At 44.1% G+C, this 18,235-nt stretch carries 13 protein-coding genes; 10 read left to right on the top strand and 3 right to left on the bottom strand.

Annotation, left to right across the window (positions count from 1 at the left end):
• The first annotated feature begins 250 nt into the window (after positions 1–250).
• The 3 genes from ACTD55_RS01995 to ACTD55_RS01985 all read left to right on the top strand — a co-directional run bounded on the left by ACTD55_RS01995 (position 251) and on the right by ACTD55_RS01985 (position 5,764).
• Positions 251–3,121 (top strand): M16 family metallopeptidase, encoded by a 2,871-nt coding sequence (locus tag ACTD55_RS01995; protein WP_438862624.1) that lies wholly within the window; start codon positions 251–253, stop codon positions 3,119–3,121.
• A gap of 130 nt (positions 3,122–3,251) precedes the next feature.
• Positions 3,252–4,865, top strand: a complete 1,614-nt coding sequence (gene gshA / locus ACTD55_RS01990; protein ID WP_438862623.1) for a glutamate--cysteine ligase — start codon at positions 3,252–3,254, stop codon at positions 4,863–4,865.
• Positions 4,866–5,116: 251 nt separating this feature from the next.
• A complete protein-coding gene (locus tag ACTD55_RS01985) occupies positions 5,117–5,764 on the top strand; it encodes a hypothetical protein (RefSeq protein ID WP_438862622.1) in 648 nt (215 codons plus the stop codon).
• A gap of 4 nt (positions 5,765–5,768) precedes the next feature.
• Here ACTD55_RS01985 and ACTD55_RS01980 read toward each other — a convergent pair whose 3' ends face one another.
• Together ACTD55_RS01980 and smrB are read right to left on the bottom strand one after the other, a co-directional pair.
• Positions 5,769–8,678 carry a diguanylate cyclase gene (locus ACTD55_RS01980; RefSeq protein WP_438862621.1) on the bottom strand — a complete coding sequence of 970 codons (2,910 nt, stop codon included), beginning with the start codon at positions 8,676–8,678 and terminating at the stop codon, positions 5,769–5,771.
• 167 nt (positions 8,679–8,845) lie between these two features.
• The gene (gene smrB, locus ACTD55_RS01975) at positions 8,846–9,373 is read right to left on the bottom strand and encodes an endonuclease SmrB (protein WP_438862620.1); all 528 of its coding nucleotides are present in this window, start codon (positions 9,371–9,373) and stop codon (positions 8,846–8,848) included.
• Positions 9,374–9,442: 69 nt separating this feature from the next.
• Here smrB and prmB point away from each other — a divergent pair, with 69 nt between their 5' ends.
• The 6 genes from prmB to ACTD55_RS01945 all read left to right on the top strand — a co-directional run bounded on the left by prmB (position 9,443) and on the right by ACTD55_RS01945 (position 14,781).
• A complete protein-coding gene (gene prmB / locus ACTD55_RS01970) occupies positions 9,443–10,357 on the top strand; it encodes a 50S ribosomal protein L3 N(5)-glutamine methyltransferase (protein ID WP_438862619.1) in 915 nt (304 codons plus the stop codon).
• 13 nt (positions 10,358–10,370) lie between these two features.
• The gene (aroC, locus tag ACTD55_RS01965) at positions 10,371–11,471 is read left to right on the top strand and encodes a chorismate synthase (protein ID WP_438862618.1); all 1,101 of its coding nucleotides are present in this window, start codon (positions 10,371–10,373) and stop codon (positions 11,469–11,471) included.
• A gap of 2 nt (positions 11,472–11,473) precedes the next feature.
• Entirely contained in the window at positions 11,474–12,664 is a 1,191-nt protein-coding gene (locus tag ACTD55_RS01960; protein ID WP_438862617.1) for an MFS transporter, read from the top strand.
• A gap of 114 nt (positions 12,665–12,778) precedes the next feature.
• Positions 12,779–13,357: an elongation factor P hydroxylase gene (locus tag ACTD55_RS01955; protein WP_438862616.1), complete on the top strand. Its 579-nt coding sequence runs from the start codon at positions 12,779–12,781 to the stop codon at positions 13,355–13,357.
• Positions 13,341–14,474 carry an ATP-NAD kinase family protein gene (locus ACTD55_RS01950; RefSeq protein ID WP_438862615.1) on the top strand — a complete coding sequence of 378 codons (1,134 nt, stop codon included), beginning with the start codon at positions 13,341–13,343 and terminating at the stop codon, positions 14,472–14,474. The genes ACTD55_RS01955 and ACTD55_RS01950 overlap by 17 nt, the downstream gene beginning before the upstream one ends.
• Positions 14,475–14,493: 19 nt before the next feature.
• Positions 14,494–14,781 carry a YfcL family protein gene (locus ACTD55_RS01945; RefSeq protein ID WP_438862614.1) on the top strand — a complete coding sequence of 96 codons (288 nt, stop codon included), beginning with the start codon at positions 14,494–14,496 and terminating at the stop codon, positions 14,779–14,781.
• 3 nt (positions 14,782–14,784) lie between these two features.
• On the opposite strand, the gene mnmC is transcribed toward ACTD55_RS01945, so the two are convergent.
• Positions 14,785–16,761 (bottom strand): bifunctional tRNA (5-methylaminomethyl-2-thiouridine)(34)-methyltransferase MnmD/FAD-dependent 5-carboxymethylaminomethyl-2-thiouridine(34) oxidoreductase MnmC, encoded by a 1,977-nt coding sequence (gene mnmC / locus ACTD55_RS01940; RefSeq protein ID WP_438862613.1) that lies wholly within the window; start codon positions 16,759–16,761, stop codon positions 14,785–14,787.
• Positions 16,762–16,925: 164 nt separating this feature from the next.
• Between mnmC and fabB the strand changes: the two genes are divergently transcribed.
• Positions 16,926–18,140, top strand: a complete 1,215-nt coding sequence (gene fabB, locus ACTD55_RS01935; RefSeq protein ID WP_438862612.1) for a beta-ketoacyl-ACP synthase I — start codon at positions 16,926–16,928, stop codon at positions 18,138–18,140.
• Positions 18,141–18,235 lie beyond the last annotated feature (95 nt).

Below are 18,235 nucleotides of genomic sequence, written 5' to 3'. Positions count from 1 at the left end.
GTTTGATTGGTTCGCTTGGCGATTAGTTAGCGCCAGATTTTAGCACTATAGGCTTGGTATTTAACAATTAGATACAATTTATCCACCTAAAAAGTCACTAACATCAGCTCTTTATAAGGTAAAAATAGGTACATTCATCACTTTGCTGTGAACCCAATAGTGTTACTCTTGTCACATTGTTCCTGTAAACCCGCATCTGTTGTCAATGATGTAGGCAATATTAGTTAAAAGAAATTAAGGAAGGAAAAACATGCATAAAAGGAAGATCTTCTTCTGTTTGTTACCTGTTGTGTTATTGGCAGCCTGTCAACCGGCAATAGAGCAGCCAAGCGTTAAGACTGAAACACCATTACCCGATGGCATTACATTAATTAAAGAGCATGATGCGCTACCCGATCAGGTCAGTATCCCTTATAAGAAGTATCAGCTTGCCAATGGCTTAACCGTGGTATTGCATGAAGATCACTCGGATCCATTAGTCCATGTTGACGTGACCTATCATGTTGGATCCGCCCGTGAAGAAGTAGGAAAATCCGGATTTGCCCACTTTTTTGAACATATGATGTTCCAAGGTTCGGAACATGTTGAAGATGAAGAACACTTTAAATTAGTGACAGAAGCAGGTGGTACCATGAACGGTACTACCAATAAAGATCGCACTAATTATTACGAAACGGTTCCCGCAAATCAGTTAGAAAAAATGCTCTGGTTAGAAGCCGATAGAATGGGCTTTTTATTGAGTACTGTGACTCAGAAAAAATTTGAAATCCAACGGGAAACCGTAAAAAACGAGCGCGGTCAAAGCTACGATAACCAGCCGTATGGATTGCGCTTTGAACGCAATGCCGAAGCGCTTTATCCAGTCGGACATCCTTATTCATGGCAAACCATTGGCTATATTGAAGATTTGAACCGGGTCAATGTGAATGATCTTAAAGCCTTTTTTCAGCGTTGGTATGGCCCCAATAATGCGGTGATCACTATTGGCGGTGATATAGATCAGCTACAAACCTTAACCTGGATCAACAAGTATTTTGGACCGATTCCCCGCGGGCCTGAAGTACACAATGCCGATAAAGCGTTGGTTAAACTGCCAGACACTCGCTATATCACCTTGGAAGATCGCGTTCATTTACCCTTATTGCAAATGACCTTTCCAACCGTGTATGTCAGACATGCTGATGAAGCCCCGCTGGATGTGTTGTCCAATATATTGGGGGGCGGTAAAACCTCGTTATTTTATAAAAATTTGGTGAAAGAAGGATATGCGGTCAATGCCTGGGTAAGTCATCCATGTAGCGAGCTTGCTTGTGAATTTCAGTTAGCCGCATTGGCCAATCCAGCCAAGGCCGCTAATTTGGCCGAATTGGAAAAAATATTTAACGCCACTCTCGATGAGTTTGAGCAGCGGGGTGTGCAGCAAGATGATCTGGATCGGACAAAAGCGTCGATTGAGTCGAGTACTATTTTTGGCTTACAAAGTGTCTCGGGTAAAGTGTCTACTTTGGCATCAAACCAAACTTTTGATGATGAGCCCGACAAGGTTCAATATGACCTAGACCGTTACAATAACGTTAGTAAAGAAGATGTGATGCGGGTTTATCACCAATATATTAAAGGCCATCACGCGGTGATTATGAGTATTGTGCCCAACGGTCAGGCACAATTGGCTGCCAAGCCAGCCAATTTTGTATTTGGTGAACGGCAGGTGCCGGATTATCAACCGATGACGGCTGATGATTTGAAAGTGAGCAAAATTGTAGATAATTTTGATCGTAACAAAATGCCTGAAGCGGGCGTTAACCCAGCGGTTCCGGTTCCTGATTTTTGGCAACAAAAATTCGACAACGGCATGGTCGTCGCAGGGCATCAAACCAGTGAAACCCCAACCGTCAGTTTAACCATCAGCCTCGAAGGTGGTCCGCTGTTAGAAACGTCCCAACAAGCTGGTCTGGCATCAATGACTGCCTCGATGATGAACGAGTCGACCCAAAATTTCAGTAATGAAGAAATGTCTAATCAGCTGGCGTTATTGGGCAGCTCGATTAGCTTCAGTGCCGGTGGTCGTAATACGGTTATTAGTGTTAGTAGTTTGCGTAAAAATTTGGACAAAACATTGGCATTACTGCAAGAAAAATTGTTTTCTCCGGCGTTTGCCGAGGACGACTTTGAGCGGTTAAAACAACAAACCATCCAAAGCTTGCAGCAAGCGTTGAAGAATCCCTCTGTATTAGCCAATCGTGCGGTATCCGAGGTTTTGCTAGGGAAGAAAAATCGTATCAGTTTACCTGATTCTGGCACCATGGAGACGGTGCAAGCTTTGACACTGGACGATGTTAAGCAATTTTATCAGCATTATTATTCCCCGGCTAAAGGCATGTTAGTTGCCGTGGGGGATATAGATCAGCCAACATTATTGAAAAAACTGGCGTTTATTCAGCAATGGCAAGGTGATGATTACAACATTCCTGATTTAGGTGATTTTCCAGTTGCTGAAACACCGAGTATTTATTTGGTAGACAAACCCGATTCTGCACAAGCGGTGGTGCGCATTGTTAAGCCTGATTTAACCTACGACGCCACCGGCGAGTATTTCCGTGCTAATTTGATGAATTTTGCCTTAGGTGGGATGTTTAATAGTCGTATTAACCTAAATTTACGGGAAGATAAAGGCTATACCTATGGTGCGTGGAGTAAATTTACCGGTGGTAAATATCTGGGACGCTTTCAGGCCGGGTCGAATGTCAAAATTGATGATACGGGCAATGCGCTTAAAGAATTCTTTCAGGAAATAAACCAATATCAGGCTAACGGCATGACCGAAGCCGAACTGGCCATGACGAAATCGGCGTATACCCAAAGCGACGCGTTAAACTACGAAACACCAGGTCAAAAGGCGGGATTTATCTACAAATTACTCACTTACGGGCTGGATAATTCGGTGGTCGCTGAGCAACAGAAAATTATTGATAATATTACGGTGGAAGAACTGAATGCGGTAGCCGCTAAACACCTTAAATTAAATCAAATGCAGGTGATTGTAGTCGGAGATAAAAACAAGTTAATGCCTCAATTGAAAACGCTGGAACGCCCCATTGTTGACTTGGAGGTCTCACTGTAGCGTCTTGATGACACCGGACGGTGCCTGTTATGGGTGCGGTTCGGTGTTTTAAAAAGTCGCTATATTTTTAGGCGATAACGGGCTTGAATCTGTTAGACTTTGCCCCACATTAAATGCTTATGCCCATTGAATGGAAAATCTCTTGCCGAATTCACAATCTGATTTGAAACAACGCATTAACCGACTCGCTACTCCTGAACTGGCTCAGTTATTGACTGGGATACGACATGGTATTGAACGTGAAGCTTTACGTATTAATCCCAATGGCAGTTTGGCACAAACTCCTCACCCCAAGTCCTTGGGTTCGGCCTTAACTCATGACTGGATCACCACGGATTTTTCTGAATCCTTGATGGAATTTATTACTCCAGCGGAAACGGATCCTGAACTGACCATGGCGCAATTATATGACATTCATAAATTTGTCTACGCCAATTTGGGAGAGGAAAAGTTGTGGCCGATGAGTATGCCTTGTTTTATTCAGCATCAGGACCAAATCCCTCTGGCCCAGTACGGCAAGTCGAATGTCGGGCAGATGAAAACGTTGTATCGGACCGGGCTTAAGAATCGCTATGGCAGCATGATGCAAGCCATTGCAGGAGTGCATTTTAATTTTTCATTGCCGACTGAGTTCTGGCAAAAGTGGCTGGCCACTGACCAACGTACTGACGTAAGTCAGGATGATATATCCGCAGCCTATTTTGGCATGATCCGTAACTATCGCCGCTTTTGCTGGATGATCCCTTATCTATTTGGTGCCTCACCAGCGTTATGCGGTTCATTTATCAAAGGTAAAAATACCACATTACCGTTTGAAACCTTAGGCAAGGGAACGGTGTATTTACCTTATGCGACATCGCTAAGAATGAGTGATTTAGGGTATACCAACGATGCCCAGTCTGGTTTGTCGATTTGTTATAACCAGTTGGATAAATATATCGCCTCATTGCGCAAAGCTATCCACACTCCATCGAAGAAGTTTGAACAATTTGCAGGTAAAGTTGACGGAAAACTACAGCAATTAAATGCCAATGTGCTGCAAATAGAAAACGAGCTCTATTCACCTATTCGACCCAAACAACCCACCTTGCCATTGGAAAAGCCGACCGATGCGTTAGCTGCCCGCGGGGTGAGTTATATCGAGGTGCGAGCATTGGATGTGAATCCGTTTAGTCCAGTGGGGATTGAAATTGAGCAGTTTTATTTTCTCGATGTATTCTTGCTGTATTGTTTAGTGTCTCCATCAGCCGATTTAGATAATCAACAGTTTCAGGAGACGGATATTAATTTGCGTACTGTGGTGGAGCGGGGACGTGAGCCAGCATTGAGCTTATTGCGTGATGGACAATCGGTTGCGATGCACGATTGGGCAAAACAAATGTTTGAGCAGTTTAACCATATTGCGGCCATATTGGATGAGGTTCATCAGAGTAATTCGTTTAGCCGTTCAGTCGAATTGCAATGGAATAAATTTGTTGATCCGGAACAAACACCTTCAGCGCGGATTTTATCCATTCTCAAGCAGCAGGAATTAGATAATGCACATTTAGCATTACAATTGGCGCAACAATATAAACAGCAATTACTGCAAACTGATTATCAACGTTATCAGCCTGATTATTTTAATCAACAGGCCGCGCAGTCGATGCTAAAACAGCAGGAAATCGAATCGCAGGACAAATTATCTTTTGATGATTTTCTGGCGGATTACTTTGCAGAAAATACCGCAAATATGGCAAGTTAGGGCGTTATCGATAGGCAAAAAAAAGCCTGATTAAACAATCAGGCTAAAGATACGACCAGGGAAAACACAACTAATACGTATGATATGAGTCGGCTTAACCGATTAAGTTCCAATAAAAATGTATTTTTTTTGCATAATTGCTCATGTCGCTGAAAGCCATTAATTTGCGGGCAAAAAAAAGCCTGATTAAGCAATCAGGCTAAAAATACGACCAGGGAAAACATAACTAATACGTAGGGTATGAGTCAGGCATGGTAGGAAAGTTCAACTTCTTAAATAAAATAGATAAAAAAAAGACGGTACTAGGTTTTTTAATACTTGGCCTGACAGCTTGTGCTGTAGCTCCTCCGCGCGACACCTCCAATATATGTGAAATTTTTCGAGAAAAGTCAGACTGGTACGATGCGGCGGTCGATATGAATGAGCGTTGGGGAGTGCCTATTCATGTCCCGATGGCGATGATGTATCAGGAAAGTTCGTTTAAATCTCATGCCTTGCCTCCACGGGACTATATTTTCTTCGGTTTAATCCCGTGGGGAAGGGTCAGTTCCGCCTATGGATATTCACAAGCCAAAACGCCCACATGGGAAGATTATATTCGCGAGACCAATAATGGTTGGGCGTCACGCAATGATTTTGACGATGCTATTGATTTTATGGGCTGGTTTATTGCTAAAACATACAAAATTAATGGTGTGTCAAAATGGGATGCTTATTCGCAGTATTTGAATTATCACGAAGGCTGGGGAGGATATCGGCGTAAAAGTTATAATAAAAAACGCTGGTTAGTGGCAGTGGCTAAAAAAGTGAATACCCGTTCGCAGCAATATGCCAGTCAATTAAAATCCTGTCAGGAAGAATTAGGTCACGGCTGGTTATGGAAGTTGTTTTTTGATTAACGGCTTAACTGGTTTCTTCAATATCAGCGAGTGGTTGAAACACCCTTACGCAGTTACGTCCGTCCCCCTTGGCTTGATATAACGCTTTGTCAGCGGCAAATAACACGTCGGTGGGCTCGGCCTCTATATCATTGAATGGTGCGACACCGAAACTGGCGGTAACCGCTATTTTTAACTGACGAGTAATACTTAACGGATGATTAGCGATTTCATCGCATAGCTTGTTGGCCAGGTTGAATGCTTCATCAATATTGGTTTCTCGGGTAAGAATCGCAAATTCTTCACCGCCCAAACGGCCAAATAAGTCAGATTTACGAATACATTTTGTGATGATGTCAGTAACGTGACATAACATTTTGTCGCCAACTTCGTGGCCGTGTTTATCATTCACCGATTTAAAGTGATCAATATCAACAATAATTACCGACGCGGTTAATTGTGAGTGGCGAATATACAAACTCCATTCTTGCTCAAGATGTTGAATAAAGGCGCGACGATTAGCGATGCCGGTTAGTTCATCGGTTAATGCCTGATTTAAAAATTTAATCTCAAGCAGCTTACGCTCGGTAATGTCCTGAATGGTTCCTTCCAGAATAATATCGTGACCAGATTCGGTTTTGGCGGTGTTGGCTAAATGGTGGATCCAGCGTTCACTGCCATCATTACGAATAATGCGGTGTTCGACATTGAGTAAGCCGGTTTGCTTGGCATTATTAAGCTGTTCACTCAACAAACTAATGTCTTCTTGATGGGTGATCGACAATAGACTGGATAACTTCATTTTCTTTAACGAACTCACGCCTAAAATATCGTAGATAACATTGGCGCAATAGATGTCACCGGAATCTAAATTAATCGACCAATAACCTATACGCGCGACTTGTTGGGCGGTTTCCAGTCGATTGTTGGCTTTAAGTAAATTTTCTTCTAGTGATTTACGTTCGGTAATATCGGTTAAATAGCAGTGCCATACGACGCTGCCATCATCCATTTTTATTGGTTTAGCATGATTTTCTCGCCAACCAAACTGTGGTTTTATTACTCGATACTCGCCTCGCCAAATATTTAAAGTACGGCGGGAGTCGAGAATACTTTTTTGCACTGATTTTAAGTCATCGGGATGAATCGCGGTGTTGACTAATTCAGGATCGATTTGTAATTGGGTCGGGGTCAAGCCATACATTTTTCTAATCCCGTCATTTAAATAGGGAAAAGAAGGCTTTAACTTTTGATCCAGTTTGAATTGATACATGGCTCCGGGAACTTGCTCTGAGAGTTGCCGCAGTAAATCATCCTGTTCATCCAGTGCCTGTTGGGCTTTATGAAACTCGGTAATATCACTCTGGGTCGATATAAAATGGGTCGTATCGCCGGATTCATTTCTAACCGGATCAATGCTTATTTTATTCCAGTAGGAACAGCCATCTTTACGGTGGCTTTTTAATACCGTATCGAAAGACTCTGCTCGCTGCATATGGTCACGAAGTGCCAGTAATTCAGCTTGTTTGTCGTCATCCTCACTCAGGAAATCATAGGGTTTGCCAATGATTTCGTCACGCCGGTAACCGGTGATTTTTTCAAATGCCTGATTGACATATTTAATAGGAAAACCCGCGTCACTGCTGGTAATGATTAATCCGGTACGGGCTGATTCGATGGCGCGATGCATCAGCTTTAGTTCCATTTCGTTTTTTAACTGGTTGGTAATATCGATATGGGTTCCGCAGATACGTATAACATGACCATACACATCGCGTTCGATAATCGCGCCGGATGATACGATGGTGCGCCACTCGCCATCGGCATGTTTTAAGCGGATGTGAACGCGATAGGTATTAGAGTAACCATTGAGGTAGTCGTCCATACTGTTGTGAGTAAGGGCAATATCATCGGGATGCAGTAAATATTCAAACGTTTTTATATTGTGTACCATGGATTTAGGGTCATAACCCAACATGGTGAACCAAGTATTGTTAAAGAAATATTCATCCGTATCGACATGCCAGTCCCAGGTGCCAATGTTGCTGGCGTCGATTGAGTATTTCATTTGTTCTGCAAAGCGTCGTGATTCAGAAAAAATTACGGCGGTAAACAATGAGACCAAGCCCATACTAATTATGTAGACCCAAATGCCAATATAGGGATTGGCTAAATTACTGAAGGCGCCATAATCATAGTGGGCAGAAAAGGCCGCAATGGCGGAAAAGGCGAGAATCACTACCGATGTTGTGGCCAGATTACTGCGCATAGCAATCCAGAATACCGACAGCATGGGGACTAAAATCATTGCTAACGCAAGGCCACTGCTATTAAACCAGAGTATTTCAAGACCACTCAATAACATAATCAACAGAGCGAGTATGATTGAAGGACGTGCTAATGGGATTAACGACGTACGGGTTATGGTTAGCAGGGGCGTTGCAAACACTAAAATACCGGTCACATCACCCAGCAGCCAGCTTAACCAGCTGTCTAACAGTTGTTCACTGGCTAAGGCGTTATTGAAATATAAGGTAAAAATCCCTAAGACGGCAGCAACAATGGGCAGGGTAATAATCCCTGTCTTTAAATATAGATACAGATCTTTTTGACGTTGTAATTCGGGCTTAAAGTTCAACTTTGTTAAGGTCAATGCGGTGATATAGATGGAAATCGTGGCACTAAATACCAGTCCTAACGCCTGTGTTAACGGTAGTTGCTGTTGCAAATAGGTAGAAGCAAAGCTAGCTAGTGTGATGGCTGGCCATAAACTAGTGCCCCATCTAATCAATAACGCTAATGCGATGCCAATGGGAGCCCAGCTAAGTGAGACGTGTTGATTTTCAGCGGTGAAGGCAAGACTAATGTAACTAAAAATAAGGTATAAACTAGACAATAAAAGAAATTTTATGGCGTAGATAAATCCTTTACGCATAGCGATGCCTGATGTCCTTTTTATTTATCAATAACCCTTTTTTACAAATGCACATAAATTTATAAATCGATTGGTTTCGATAACTTATTGATTTTTTATAGTGTTTGAAGTTTATACAATTCAGCTTAATTGAGCTAGTGAAAACAGTTTGTACCAGTTGCTAAAAATTATATATGCCGTTTAAGCAACACCAGCAACGCCCCTTTGCCACCCCATTCCAGCGGAGCCTGGTGAAAACCTAGGACAGATGGGTGTTGAACTAGCCAGCTAGGTACCGCCTTTTTTAATACATGAGAACCAATACCGTGCACAATACAGACACATTCATAATGGTTCTGTCGGGCGCAACGAATTAGGGCAGCAATCTCCATTTTAGCCTGCTCTTTATTTAAACCATGTAAATCCAGAATAAGATCGGGAGGCATTTCACCTCGACGCAAACGTTTGACTTCATGGCTGTCAGCGCCAGGTTGGGTATACTTAAGTGGCCCATCCAAATCAAAATGGGCATGAAACTGATCCGAGAAGAAAAACTCAGCCTGATTCTGTTTGTGTAATTCGCTACCGGCGCTTTTTTTTTGCTTGCTGGGCAAGCGCTTAGGCTGTATTTTGTCTTGCTTTAAAGGCTTGACGCCTTCAATCTCATCACGAAACAAGTGTATATCGGCAAGGGATACAGGTTTTTTTTTCGTCATGGTTCAAACGATTCAGCGTTAAAAAGTGGCCGCATCATACCCTAAATTGCACTCTACAGGCATAAGACAATGACAGATAAATATAACCTTGAAGAACCCGTTCAGGACTTGCACAGCATTTATGACTTTGTACGCTGGTCAGTTAGTCGCTTTAATGGTGCGGGTTTGTACTTTGGTCACGGCACTGATAATCCATGGGATGAGGCATTGAGTTTGATTCTGCAGTTATTGCATTTACCCCCCGATGGAAATGAACAATTATTACAGGCGCGCCTGACGAGCAGTGAAAAGCAGCTGATTGTCGAAAAAGTGTTGAGCCGCATTCAGTTGCGTATTCCGGTCGCCTATTTAACCAATCAGGCGTGGTTTTGTGGCATGCCATTTTTTGTTGATGAGCGGGTGTTGGTGCCTCGTTCACCTATAGCCGAATTGATTGATAAACAATTTACCCCTTGGTTGGATAATGAACCGGCTACTATTCTGGATCTGTGTACCGGCAGTGGATGTATCGCAATTGCTTGTGCCATGGCGTTTCCAGACGCTCAGGTGGATGCCGTCGATCTGAGTGAAGAGGCATTGGCGGTGGCAGAAATAAACATTCAGGAATATGACCTAAGCAATCGGGTATTTCCCATTCAGTCTGATTTGTTTAACAATCTCACCGGTCAACGTTACGATTTGATTGTGACCAATCCACCTTATGTGGATGCAGAGGATATGGGGGATTTGCCCGAGGAATTTCATCATGAACCGGAATTGGGCTTGGCCGCAGGTCATGATGGTTTGGATTTGGTGCACTTAATTTTAAAACAGGCGCCCCAGTATCTGCAGGATAACGGCTGGTTGATTGTGGAAGTGGGTAATTCACAGGTACATATGCAGCAACAGTATCCTGAACTACCTTTGCAGTGGATAGAATTCGAGAATGGTGGTCACGGAGTATTCGCCATCAGTAAAGAAGCATTAATTAAATATAATAAGTAGGTAAAACAGAGACATGTCTGGCAATAGTTTTGGAAAAATTTTTACACTTACCACCTTTGGCGAAAGCCACGGCCCTGCCATTGGCGGGATTATTGATGGTTGTCCTCCGGGACTCGAGTTATCAGAAGCGGATATGCAAGTGGATTTGGACAGGCGCAAGCCTGGGACGTCACGATATACCACTGCACGACGTGAAGAAGATGAAGTGAAAATTTTGTCAGGGGTATTTGAAGGTAAAACCACCGGTACTTCAATTGGCTTGTTGATCCAAAATACTGACCAACGCTCAAATGATTATGCCAATATCAAGGATCGTTTCCGTCCCGGTCATGCTGATTATACCTATCAGCAAAAATACGGTGGTCGTGATTATCGTGGTGGTGGCCGTTCATCTGCTCGGGAAACTGCAGTGCGGGTTGCCGGTGGCGCCATTGCCAAGAAGTATCTTAAACAGTTTCACGGAATAGAGATCCACGGTTACTTGTCCCAATTAGGCCCCATTAAAATGGAACAGGTGGATTATTCGATTGTTAATAGTAATCCATTTTTTTGCCCTGATGCCTCCAAACTGGAGGCCTTGGACCAGTATATGCGAGATTTAAAAAAACAGGGCGACTCGATAGGAGCTAAAGTGTCGGTGGTCGCCACGGGTATGCCGGTAGGACTGGGAGAACCGGTTTTTGATCGACTGGATGCCGAACTCGCTCATGCCATGATGGGGATTAACGCGGTTAAAGGTGTTGAAGTCGGTGATGGATTTGCTGTCGTGGAACAAAAAGGTAGCGAACATCGTGACGCCATGAGTCCGGACGGATTCAGAACCAATCATTCCGGTGGTGTGTTAGGTGGTATATCGTCCGGTCAGGATCTAGTTGTACATATGGCGCTTAAACCCACATCGAGTATTTCTGTGCCCGGTGAAACCATTGATATTGATGGTAATACTATCGAGGTGGTGACGAAAGGGCGCCATGATCCTTGCGTCGGAATTCGAGCGGTACCTATTGCTGAAGCAATGATGGCCTTGGTATTAATGGATCATTTATTACGCCATCGGGCGCAAAATCTTAACGTCAATTCTGACACTCCGGTTATTCCCGGCCATATCGGCTAGTCGTGCACCATCCTGCCTTTACTAACGCTAATTTGTTTCGATTAGCGTTAGTTTATTTTTTATATTTTGGTCAACTCGGTATTCTGACTCCCTATTTAGGCGTTTTTCTCGATGGCCGCGGATTTAACTCGGTGGATATCGGTACGTTAATCGCGTTAATTACCTTAACCCGTATCTTAGGCCCTAATTTATGGGCCGCCATGGCAGATAAAACCGGACAGTTACTGCTAATTTTGAGGATTGGCAGTGCGTTGTCGGTACTCGCCTTTTTACTGTTATTCGGCTTTGATGATTTTTGGGGGATAGCACTGAGTCTCGGTTTGGTGATGATGTTCTGGACCGCAGTGTTGCCTCAGTTGGAAGTGATTACCTTAAATGTTGTGCGTAGTGATTCGGGAAAATACAGTAAAATTCGTTTATGGGGCAGTATTGGTTATATCGTTTGCGCAGTCCTGCTCGGTAAGACCTTAGATATATTCAGTTCTGAAGCGGTAATTTGGGCAAGTGTATTGGTGCTGTCGGCACTAACTGTTGCGACACTGTTTATTCAGCAACCCCCTTACCAGTCTCAACAAGATATGCCGGGCACTATTTGGCATAAATTAGCCAAGCCCGTCTTTCTATGCTTTATTCTGTCGGCCATTTTATTGCAGATTAGTTTTGGACCTTTTTACGGCTTTTTCGCCCTGTACATGCGCGACTTGGGTTATAGCGGTCAGCAAACAGGCTGGCTGATTGCACTTGGAGTGATGGCGGAAGTGCTATTGTTTCTGGTTGCCGGGCGTCTTATCCATCACTTTGGGGTAAAACGCATTCTGTTTTGCTGTTTATTAATCGCCGCTTTACGCTGGGGCTTATTGGCGACCTATGCGAATTATTTCGCGGTGTTAATTCTGGTACAGCTGTTACATGCCGCCACGTTTGGGTTGGCTCACGCTGCGTCTATGCAATTTTTACATGGTTATTTTGGATTGAAATACCAAAGTCGAGGGCAAGCTATTTATGTCAGTGTGGCGTTTGGTGGCGGTGGCGCGATAGGCAACTATGTTGCTGGTTATTTGTGGCAGCAAGGGGCAGGATCCTTGAATACATTTATGTTCGCCTCAGGGGCGGCTGCATTGGCCTCATTGGTTGTTTTATGTATGCCAGCCAACGATGTTGAGTCAGACAAAAGCGCGTCTGTCGTGGCGTAAGTGGACGCAGCAAAATATAGCTTTACCTCATATCAATAAAATCTAATGTTTGCGATAAATAGCGCGAAACTGACTTGAGTTAGACCGCTTTTGGCAGTTAGAATGCGCGCCGTTATGAATAGTATCATTCCCCGTTTAAAAGTTTATCCTTACAAAGATGAGCATCATTATCAGGATCTCGTCCTGCTATTTGATCAACTTTTTGCTGAGGCTTTTAATACCCGTTTAATTAAAGGTGATGGCGAACCTGTCTATTTACCAGCCGGTGCGGGACAGGAATATGCCCAGGTGGTGTTTGCGCACGGTTTTTATGCCAGTGCATTACACGAAATCGCCCATTGGTGTTTAGCCGGTGAAAAACGGCGTGAGCTGGAAGATTATGGCTACTGGTATTGTCCGGACGGACGTAATCAACAGCAACAAGACGCTTTTGAACAGGTTGAAGTAAAACCTCAGGCTATTGAATGGGCATTTTGTCTGGCTGCGGGTAAATCCTTTACAGTCAGTACCGATAATCTGGATGGCGTTGAACCCGATCGCCAGCAATTCCAAAACAAAGTACAGCAACAGCTTAAAGATTATTTACTATTCGGTTTTCCACCCCGAGCCCAGCAATTTATTGATGCATTGCAGGCATTCTATCAATCCAGGCCTACTCCCACTTTACATATCGATCATGCCGAAGCGCTTTAAACTTGGTTTAATTATTAATCCTTGGGCAGGTATTGGCGGCGCATTCGCGTTAAAAGGCAGTGATGGCGAACCTATTCGCCAGCAAGCCTTGCAAATGGGCGCTATTCCTCAAGCTAACAATCGGATGAAACAAGCCTTAGAGGTCCTGCAATCATTAAGTGACCAAATTGAAGTTATTAGTGCCGATGGTGATATGGGAGCCGATTTAGCCAGGCAAATGGGCTTCAAAGTACGAGTCATATATGCGCCGCAACACCAGCCAACTGAAGCTATTGATAGTGAAAACGCGGCGCAACTTATGTTGAATGAAAAGGTTGATTTACTGCTGTTTGCCGGAGGAGACGGTACCGCCAGAAACATTTGCCACGTGGTAGGCGAGCAAATTCCGGTCTTGGGTGTCCCGGCAGGCTGTAAAATTCATTCAGGTGTTTATGGCGTAACGCCAAGAGCCAGCGGTATGGTGGTTGAAAAACTGGTTAAAGGCGAGTTAGTGAGCCTCCAACATGCAGATGTTAAGGATATTGACGAAAACCTGTTTCGCCAGGGCAAGGTCATGGCAAAACATTATGGTGAAATGCAGGTTCCTGCTGAATTGCAATATGTGCAAGCCACCAAAATGGGCGGACGCGAATCCGAAGAGCTGGTGTTAAATGACATTGCTGCTTATTTGATTGAAGACATGCAGGATGAGCTGTATGTGATGGGGTCCGGCTCCACTGTCGCGTCGGTGATGGAGGAGTTAGGGCTGGAAAATACCTTGTTGGGGATTGATCTTATCCAGCATCAGCAATTATGTCAGTCTGATTTAAATGCATCGTCGTTGTTGTCGGCCATCCAAGGACAGGACTGCCGTTTAGTGATCACGCCTATAGGGGGACAAGGTCATATTTTGGGACGAGGAAATCAGCAATTAAGTCCAGCCGTAATCCGTGCGATTGGAAAATCACATATTCGAATTATTGCCACTAAAGCTAAATTACAGGCGTTGAATGGACGTCCCTTACTGGTTGATACCGGCGACAGGACGTTGGACGCCGAATTGTGTGGTCTGATGCCAGTTATCACCGGTTACCGGGATCAGGTACTTTATCCGGTTGCATCTCCAGGCAATGAATAACCCAATATTGAGATACGTTATGCCAGATAGTTTTCAGATATTTACTAATGCCATTCAGCAACGTCTAGATGATGCGGTGGATAATGGTTGTGATGAGCAATTGTTTTTTTCCGGTTATTTAAACGGTCACTTTTCTCTAGTGGTCAGTCAGGCATTTCTGGAACAGGATTTTGATAAACAACATCTTCAACAACGCATGACGGCAAGCCTTGAGCGCGCTTTTGCGAATAAGGAACTGGAACCTGATGATCAACAAAAAGTGATGCAGTACTGGAACAATATTTACTCTGCGGTTTTAGCCGAATAGCAATTACCGTTCTCTACGTTGTAGTGATCTGATCAAAAATCGGTTGGGGTTGAGACTATCTAATAAGGTTTGACTCAAAGGCAAAGGTTGGCCACTGATTTGGCAGGCTAACGTTTCTGCCAATAGTGGCGCGGTGCATAACCCTCTGGATCCCAATCCGGTTAAGCAAAATAAATTGGCATGATTCATTGGTAATGGATAATGCTGCAAGGGCAGTGCTTTATATAAATCTTGATATTGGTGTTGTTGCTCGCTGAATTGCGGTACCTGTCCCATGATGGGTAAATGATCTGGTGTACTGCAACGAATAGCTGCCCGACCTTGTTGCTGGGTTTTAAGAGCGGATGCCCATTCGCAGTCTGCCAGTGCCTTATTTAACACTTTCAGATTGAGTGTTTCTTCCTCTTTTCGATAGTCACAGTCTGAATCATTCTTGATATAGGTGGAGCCCAATGTATGTTGGCCTTCAAAAGCCGGTGTTAAATAGCCTTTGTGACAAACTACGCTGTTAAGTTGATCCAATGGAGACTGGCTGGGGATATGCTCCACTTGGCCGCGGACGTTGCGTAGCGGTAAATCATTGAATTGGGCTAGTTGATGACTCTGGTGTCCGCACGCTAACACCACAATATCAGTCTCAGTTTTCACGCCGTTTTGCCAGTGCAGTTGCCAACCTTTAGGCTTTGGAACGAGCTCGATTAGCTGTTGTTGGCAGTTAACGCTAATGTCGGCGTCGGCAAACAACGCCTGAATTAATTGAGGTAAGTGGATCCAGCCACCATCAGGAATGTGTACTCCAGAATAGTGTAGAGGAATACCCGCGAGCTGCTCTGTCTGTTCGGCACTGACAGGATAAATTAACGCATTAGGCCAAGCCTCGTTATCCCGCATTTTTTGATAGCGTTGTTCGATTGCATCGGTAAACGCCAGTTGCAGCACTCCACAAAATTGATGTGCGTATTGATGTCCGTTTTTAAGCAACTGCCAATAACGACGTAAGGCAAAGCCAAAACATTGGGCTTGCAATAAACTGGCATTATTCTGTTCTACATGTAACTGCGGATAGAAACCGCCTTGACGATTCCCCGACGCTCCTTGCGCCATATTGTTATCACTGCAGTAGACAGTGACTTGATAGCCCTTGTTTTTCAGGGACAGTGCTAAATTAGCTCCGGCTAACCCCGCTCCTATAATCGCGACCGTTTTTCCCTGTGCTGTGCTGCGTTCAAAATAAGGCGCATGACGAGAAGATTTTTGTTTGACCTCTAGCTGACCGGCTAACATCTCTCGTTTACTGCCAAATCCCGGTACTTTTTGTACTTTAAAACCGGCTTGTTGCAAGCCTCGACGAACAAATCCTGCCGCAGTAAAAGTGGCAAAGGTACAATCCTGCTTAGCCAGTTTAACCATCTGCTCAAATAATGAGTCGGACCACATCTGAGGATTTTTACTTGGCGCAAACCCATCTAAAAACCAGGCATCAATCAGTCCCTCAGATGGGCAATACCATTGCGGTAATGTCTGTGTCACATCACCAAACCACAGATCCAGCGTAACATTATCAAATGATAAACGATGACAGCCATCAACCAGATGGGGATATTGTTCCACCAAGGCGTCACTAAATTCGGCCAATTCAGGCCAGCATTTTAATGTTTCAACCAAATCATTTGCGCTTACAGGATATTTTTCGACGCTGATAAAGTGCAGTTTAGGGCACGCATTGGAACCATACTGTTGCTGAACTTGTCGGAACAATTGCCAGCAGGCAAGAAAGTTTAAACCCGTACCAAAACCGGTTTCGGCGATGACAAAACACGAAGTATCGGTATTGAGCCAGCGTTGCGGTAACTGATTGTTTTTTAAAAATACAAACTGGCTTTCTAACAATCCGCTTTGGTTCGAAAAATAAATATCGTCGAATTGATTGGCAAAGGGGGTGCCATGCTGATTAAATACGATTTTTGCCGGTTTGATCATTAAATTACAACGTTCGATTAGTGTGATAGGGATATTGTACGTTGATTTATGCCGCAGCTGTACTTTACGCAGCACAAATAATTGATTGAAATCATCAAAGAGCAGACCAGTTGCTGGATGAAAATCATTAACATGTGCGTCAATTTTTTAGAATAGGGTTTTATATGAAAAGAGCAGTCATTACTGGTATTGGCATTGTGTCCAGTATTGGAAATAATCAGCAGGAAGTCCTCGAGTCACTTAAAAAGGGTAGCAGTGGTATTAGTTATTCGGAGGAGTTTGCAAAATTAGGACTGCGTAGTCATGTGTGGGGCAATATTGATCTTGATGTTAGCCAACACATTGATCGTAAAGCCTTGCGTTTTATGGGTGATGCAGCAGCGTATGCGCATATTTCCATGCAACAGGCGATTGATGATGCGGGACTAAGCGAAGAACAGGTATCTAATCCACGTACGGGCTTAGTCGCAGGTTCTGGAGGCGCGTCTTCCAAACATCAGGTAGAAGCGGCAGATATTTTACGCGAAAAAGGCGTTAAACGAGTAGGTCCCTACATGGTGACTCGCACTATGAGCAGCACGGTATCGGCGTGTTTGGCGACACCATTCAAAATCAAAGGGATTAATTATTCCATGAGTTCTGCGTGTGCAACCAGTGCACATTGTATTGGTCATGCTGTGGAACAGATTCAGCTAGGTAAACAGGATATTGTATTTGCCGGTGGTGGTGAAGAAGTCCATTGGACACTAGCCATGGAATTTGACGCTATGGGCGCATTATCAAGCAAATACAATGATGCACCAGAAACCGCATCGCGCACTTATGATGCCGATCGGGATGGTTTTGTCATCTCTGGTGGTGGCGGTATGGTTGTGGTTGAAGAACTGGAACATGCGCTGGCACGAGGCGCTAAAATTTATGGTGAGATTATCGGCTACGGCGCCACTTCTGATGGTTACGATATGGTCGCTCCATCAGGTGAAGGGGCAGTGCGTTGTATGCAACTGGCAATGCAAGATGTCAAAACACCGATTGATTACCTTAATACTCACGGTACGTCCACCCCGGTTGGTGACGTAAAAGAGTTAGGGGCGATTCAACAAGTGTTTGGTGGAAATTCGCCAGCCATTAGTGCCACTAAAGCGATGACCGGCCATGGTCTTGGGGCCGCCGGGGTACAAGAAGCGATTTATTGTATATTGATGCTGGAACATGGTTTTGTCGCTCCGTCAGTGAACGTTACCAATCTGGACGAACAAGCCGAGGGTTTGGATATTGTGCGTGAAATGCGTGAAACTGCGCTTAATACGGTAATGTCTAACAGTTTCGGCTTTGGCGGGACCAATGCCACCTTGGTGATGAGTAAATATCAAGGATAATCCATATCATTCACCAGCTTTTTAATCGAACCGGTTAAAAAGCTGGTGTGTTTCTCTCCATCAGGGTAGGTTCCGCCCACATCCGAAAGCCGAAA

The organism is Neptunicella sp. (assembly GCF_048268085.1).
Lineage (GTDB): Bacteria > Pseudomonadota > Gammaproteobacteria > Enterobacterales > Alteromonadaceae > Neptunicella.
Note: the sequence above shows the minus strand (reverse complement) of the source record. Positions and strands in the feature narration are given on the sequence as shown.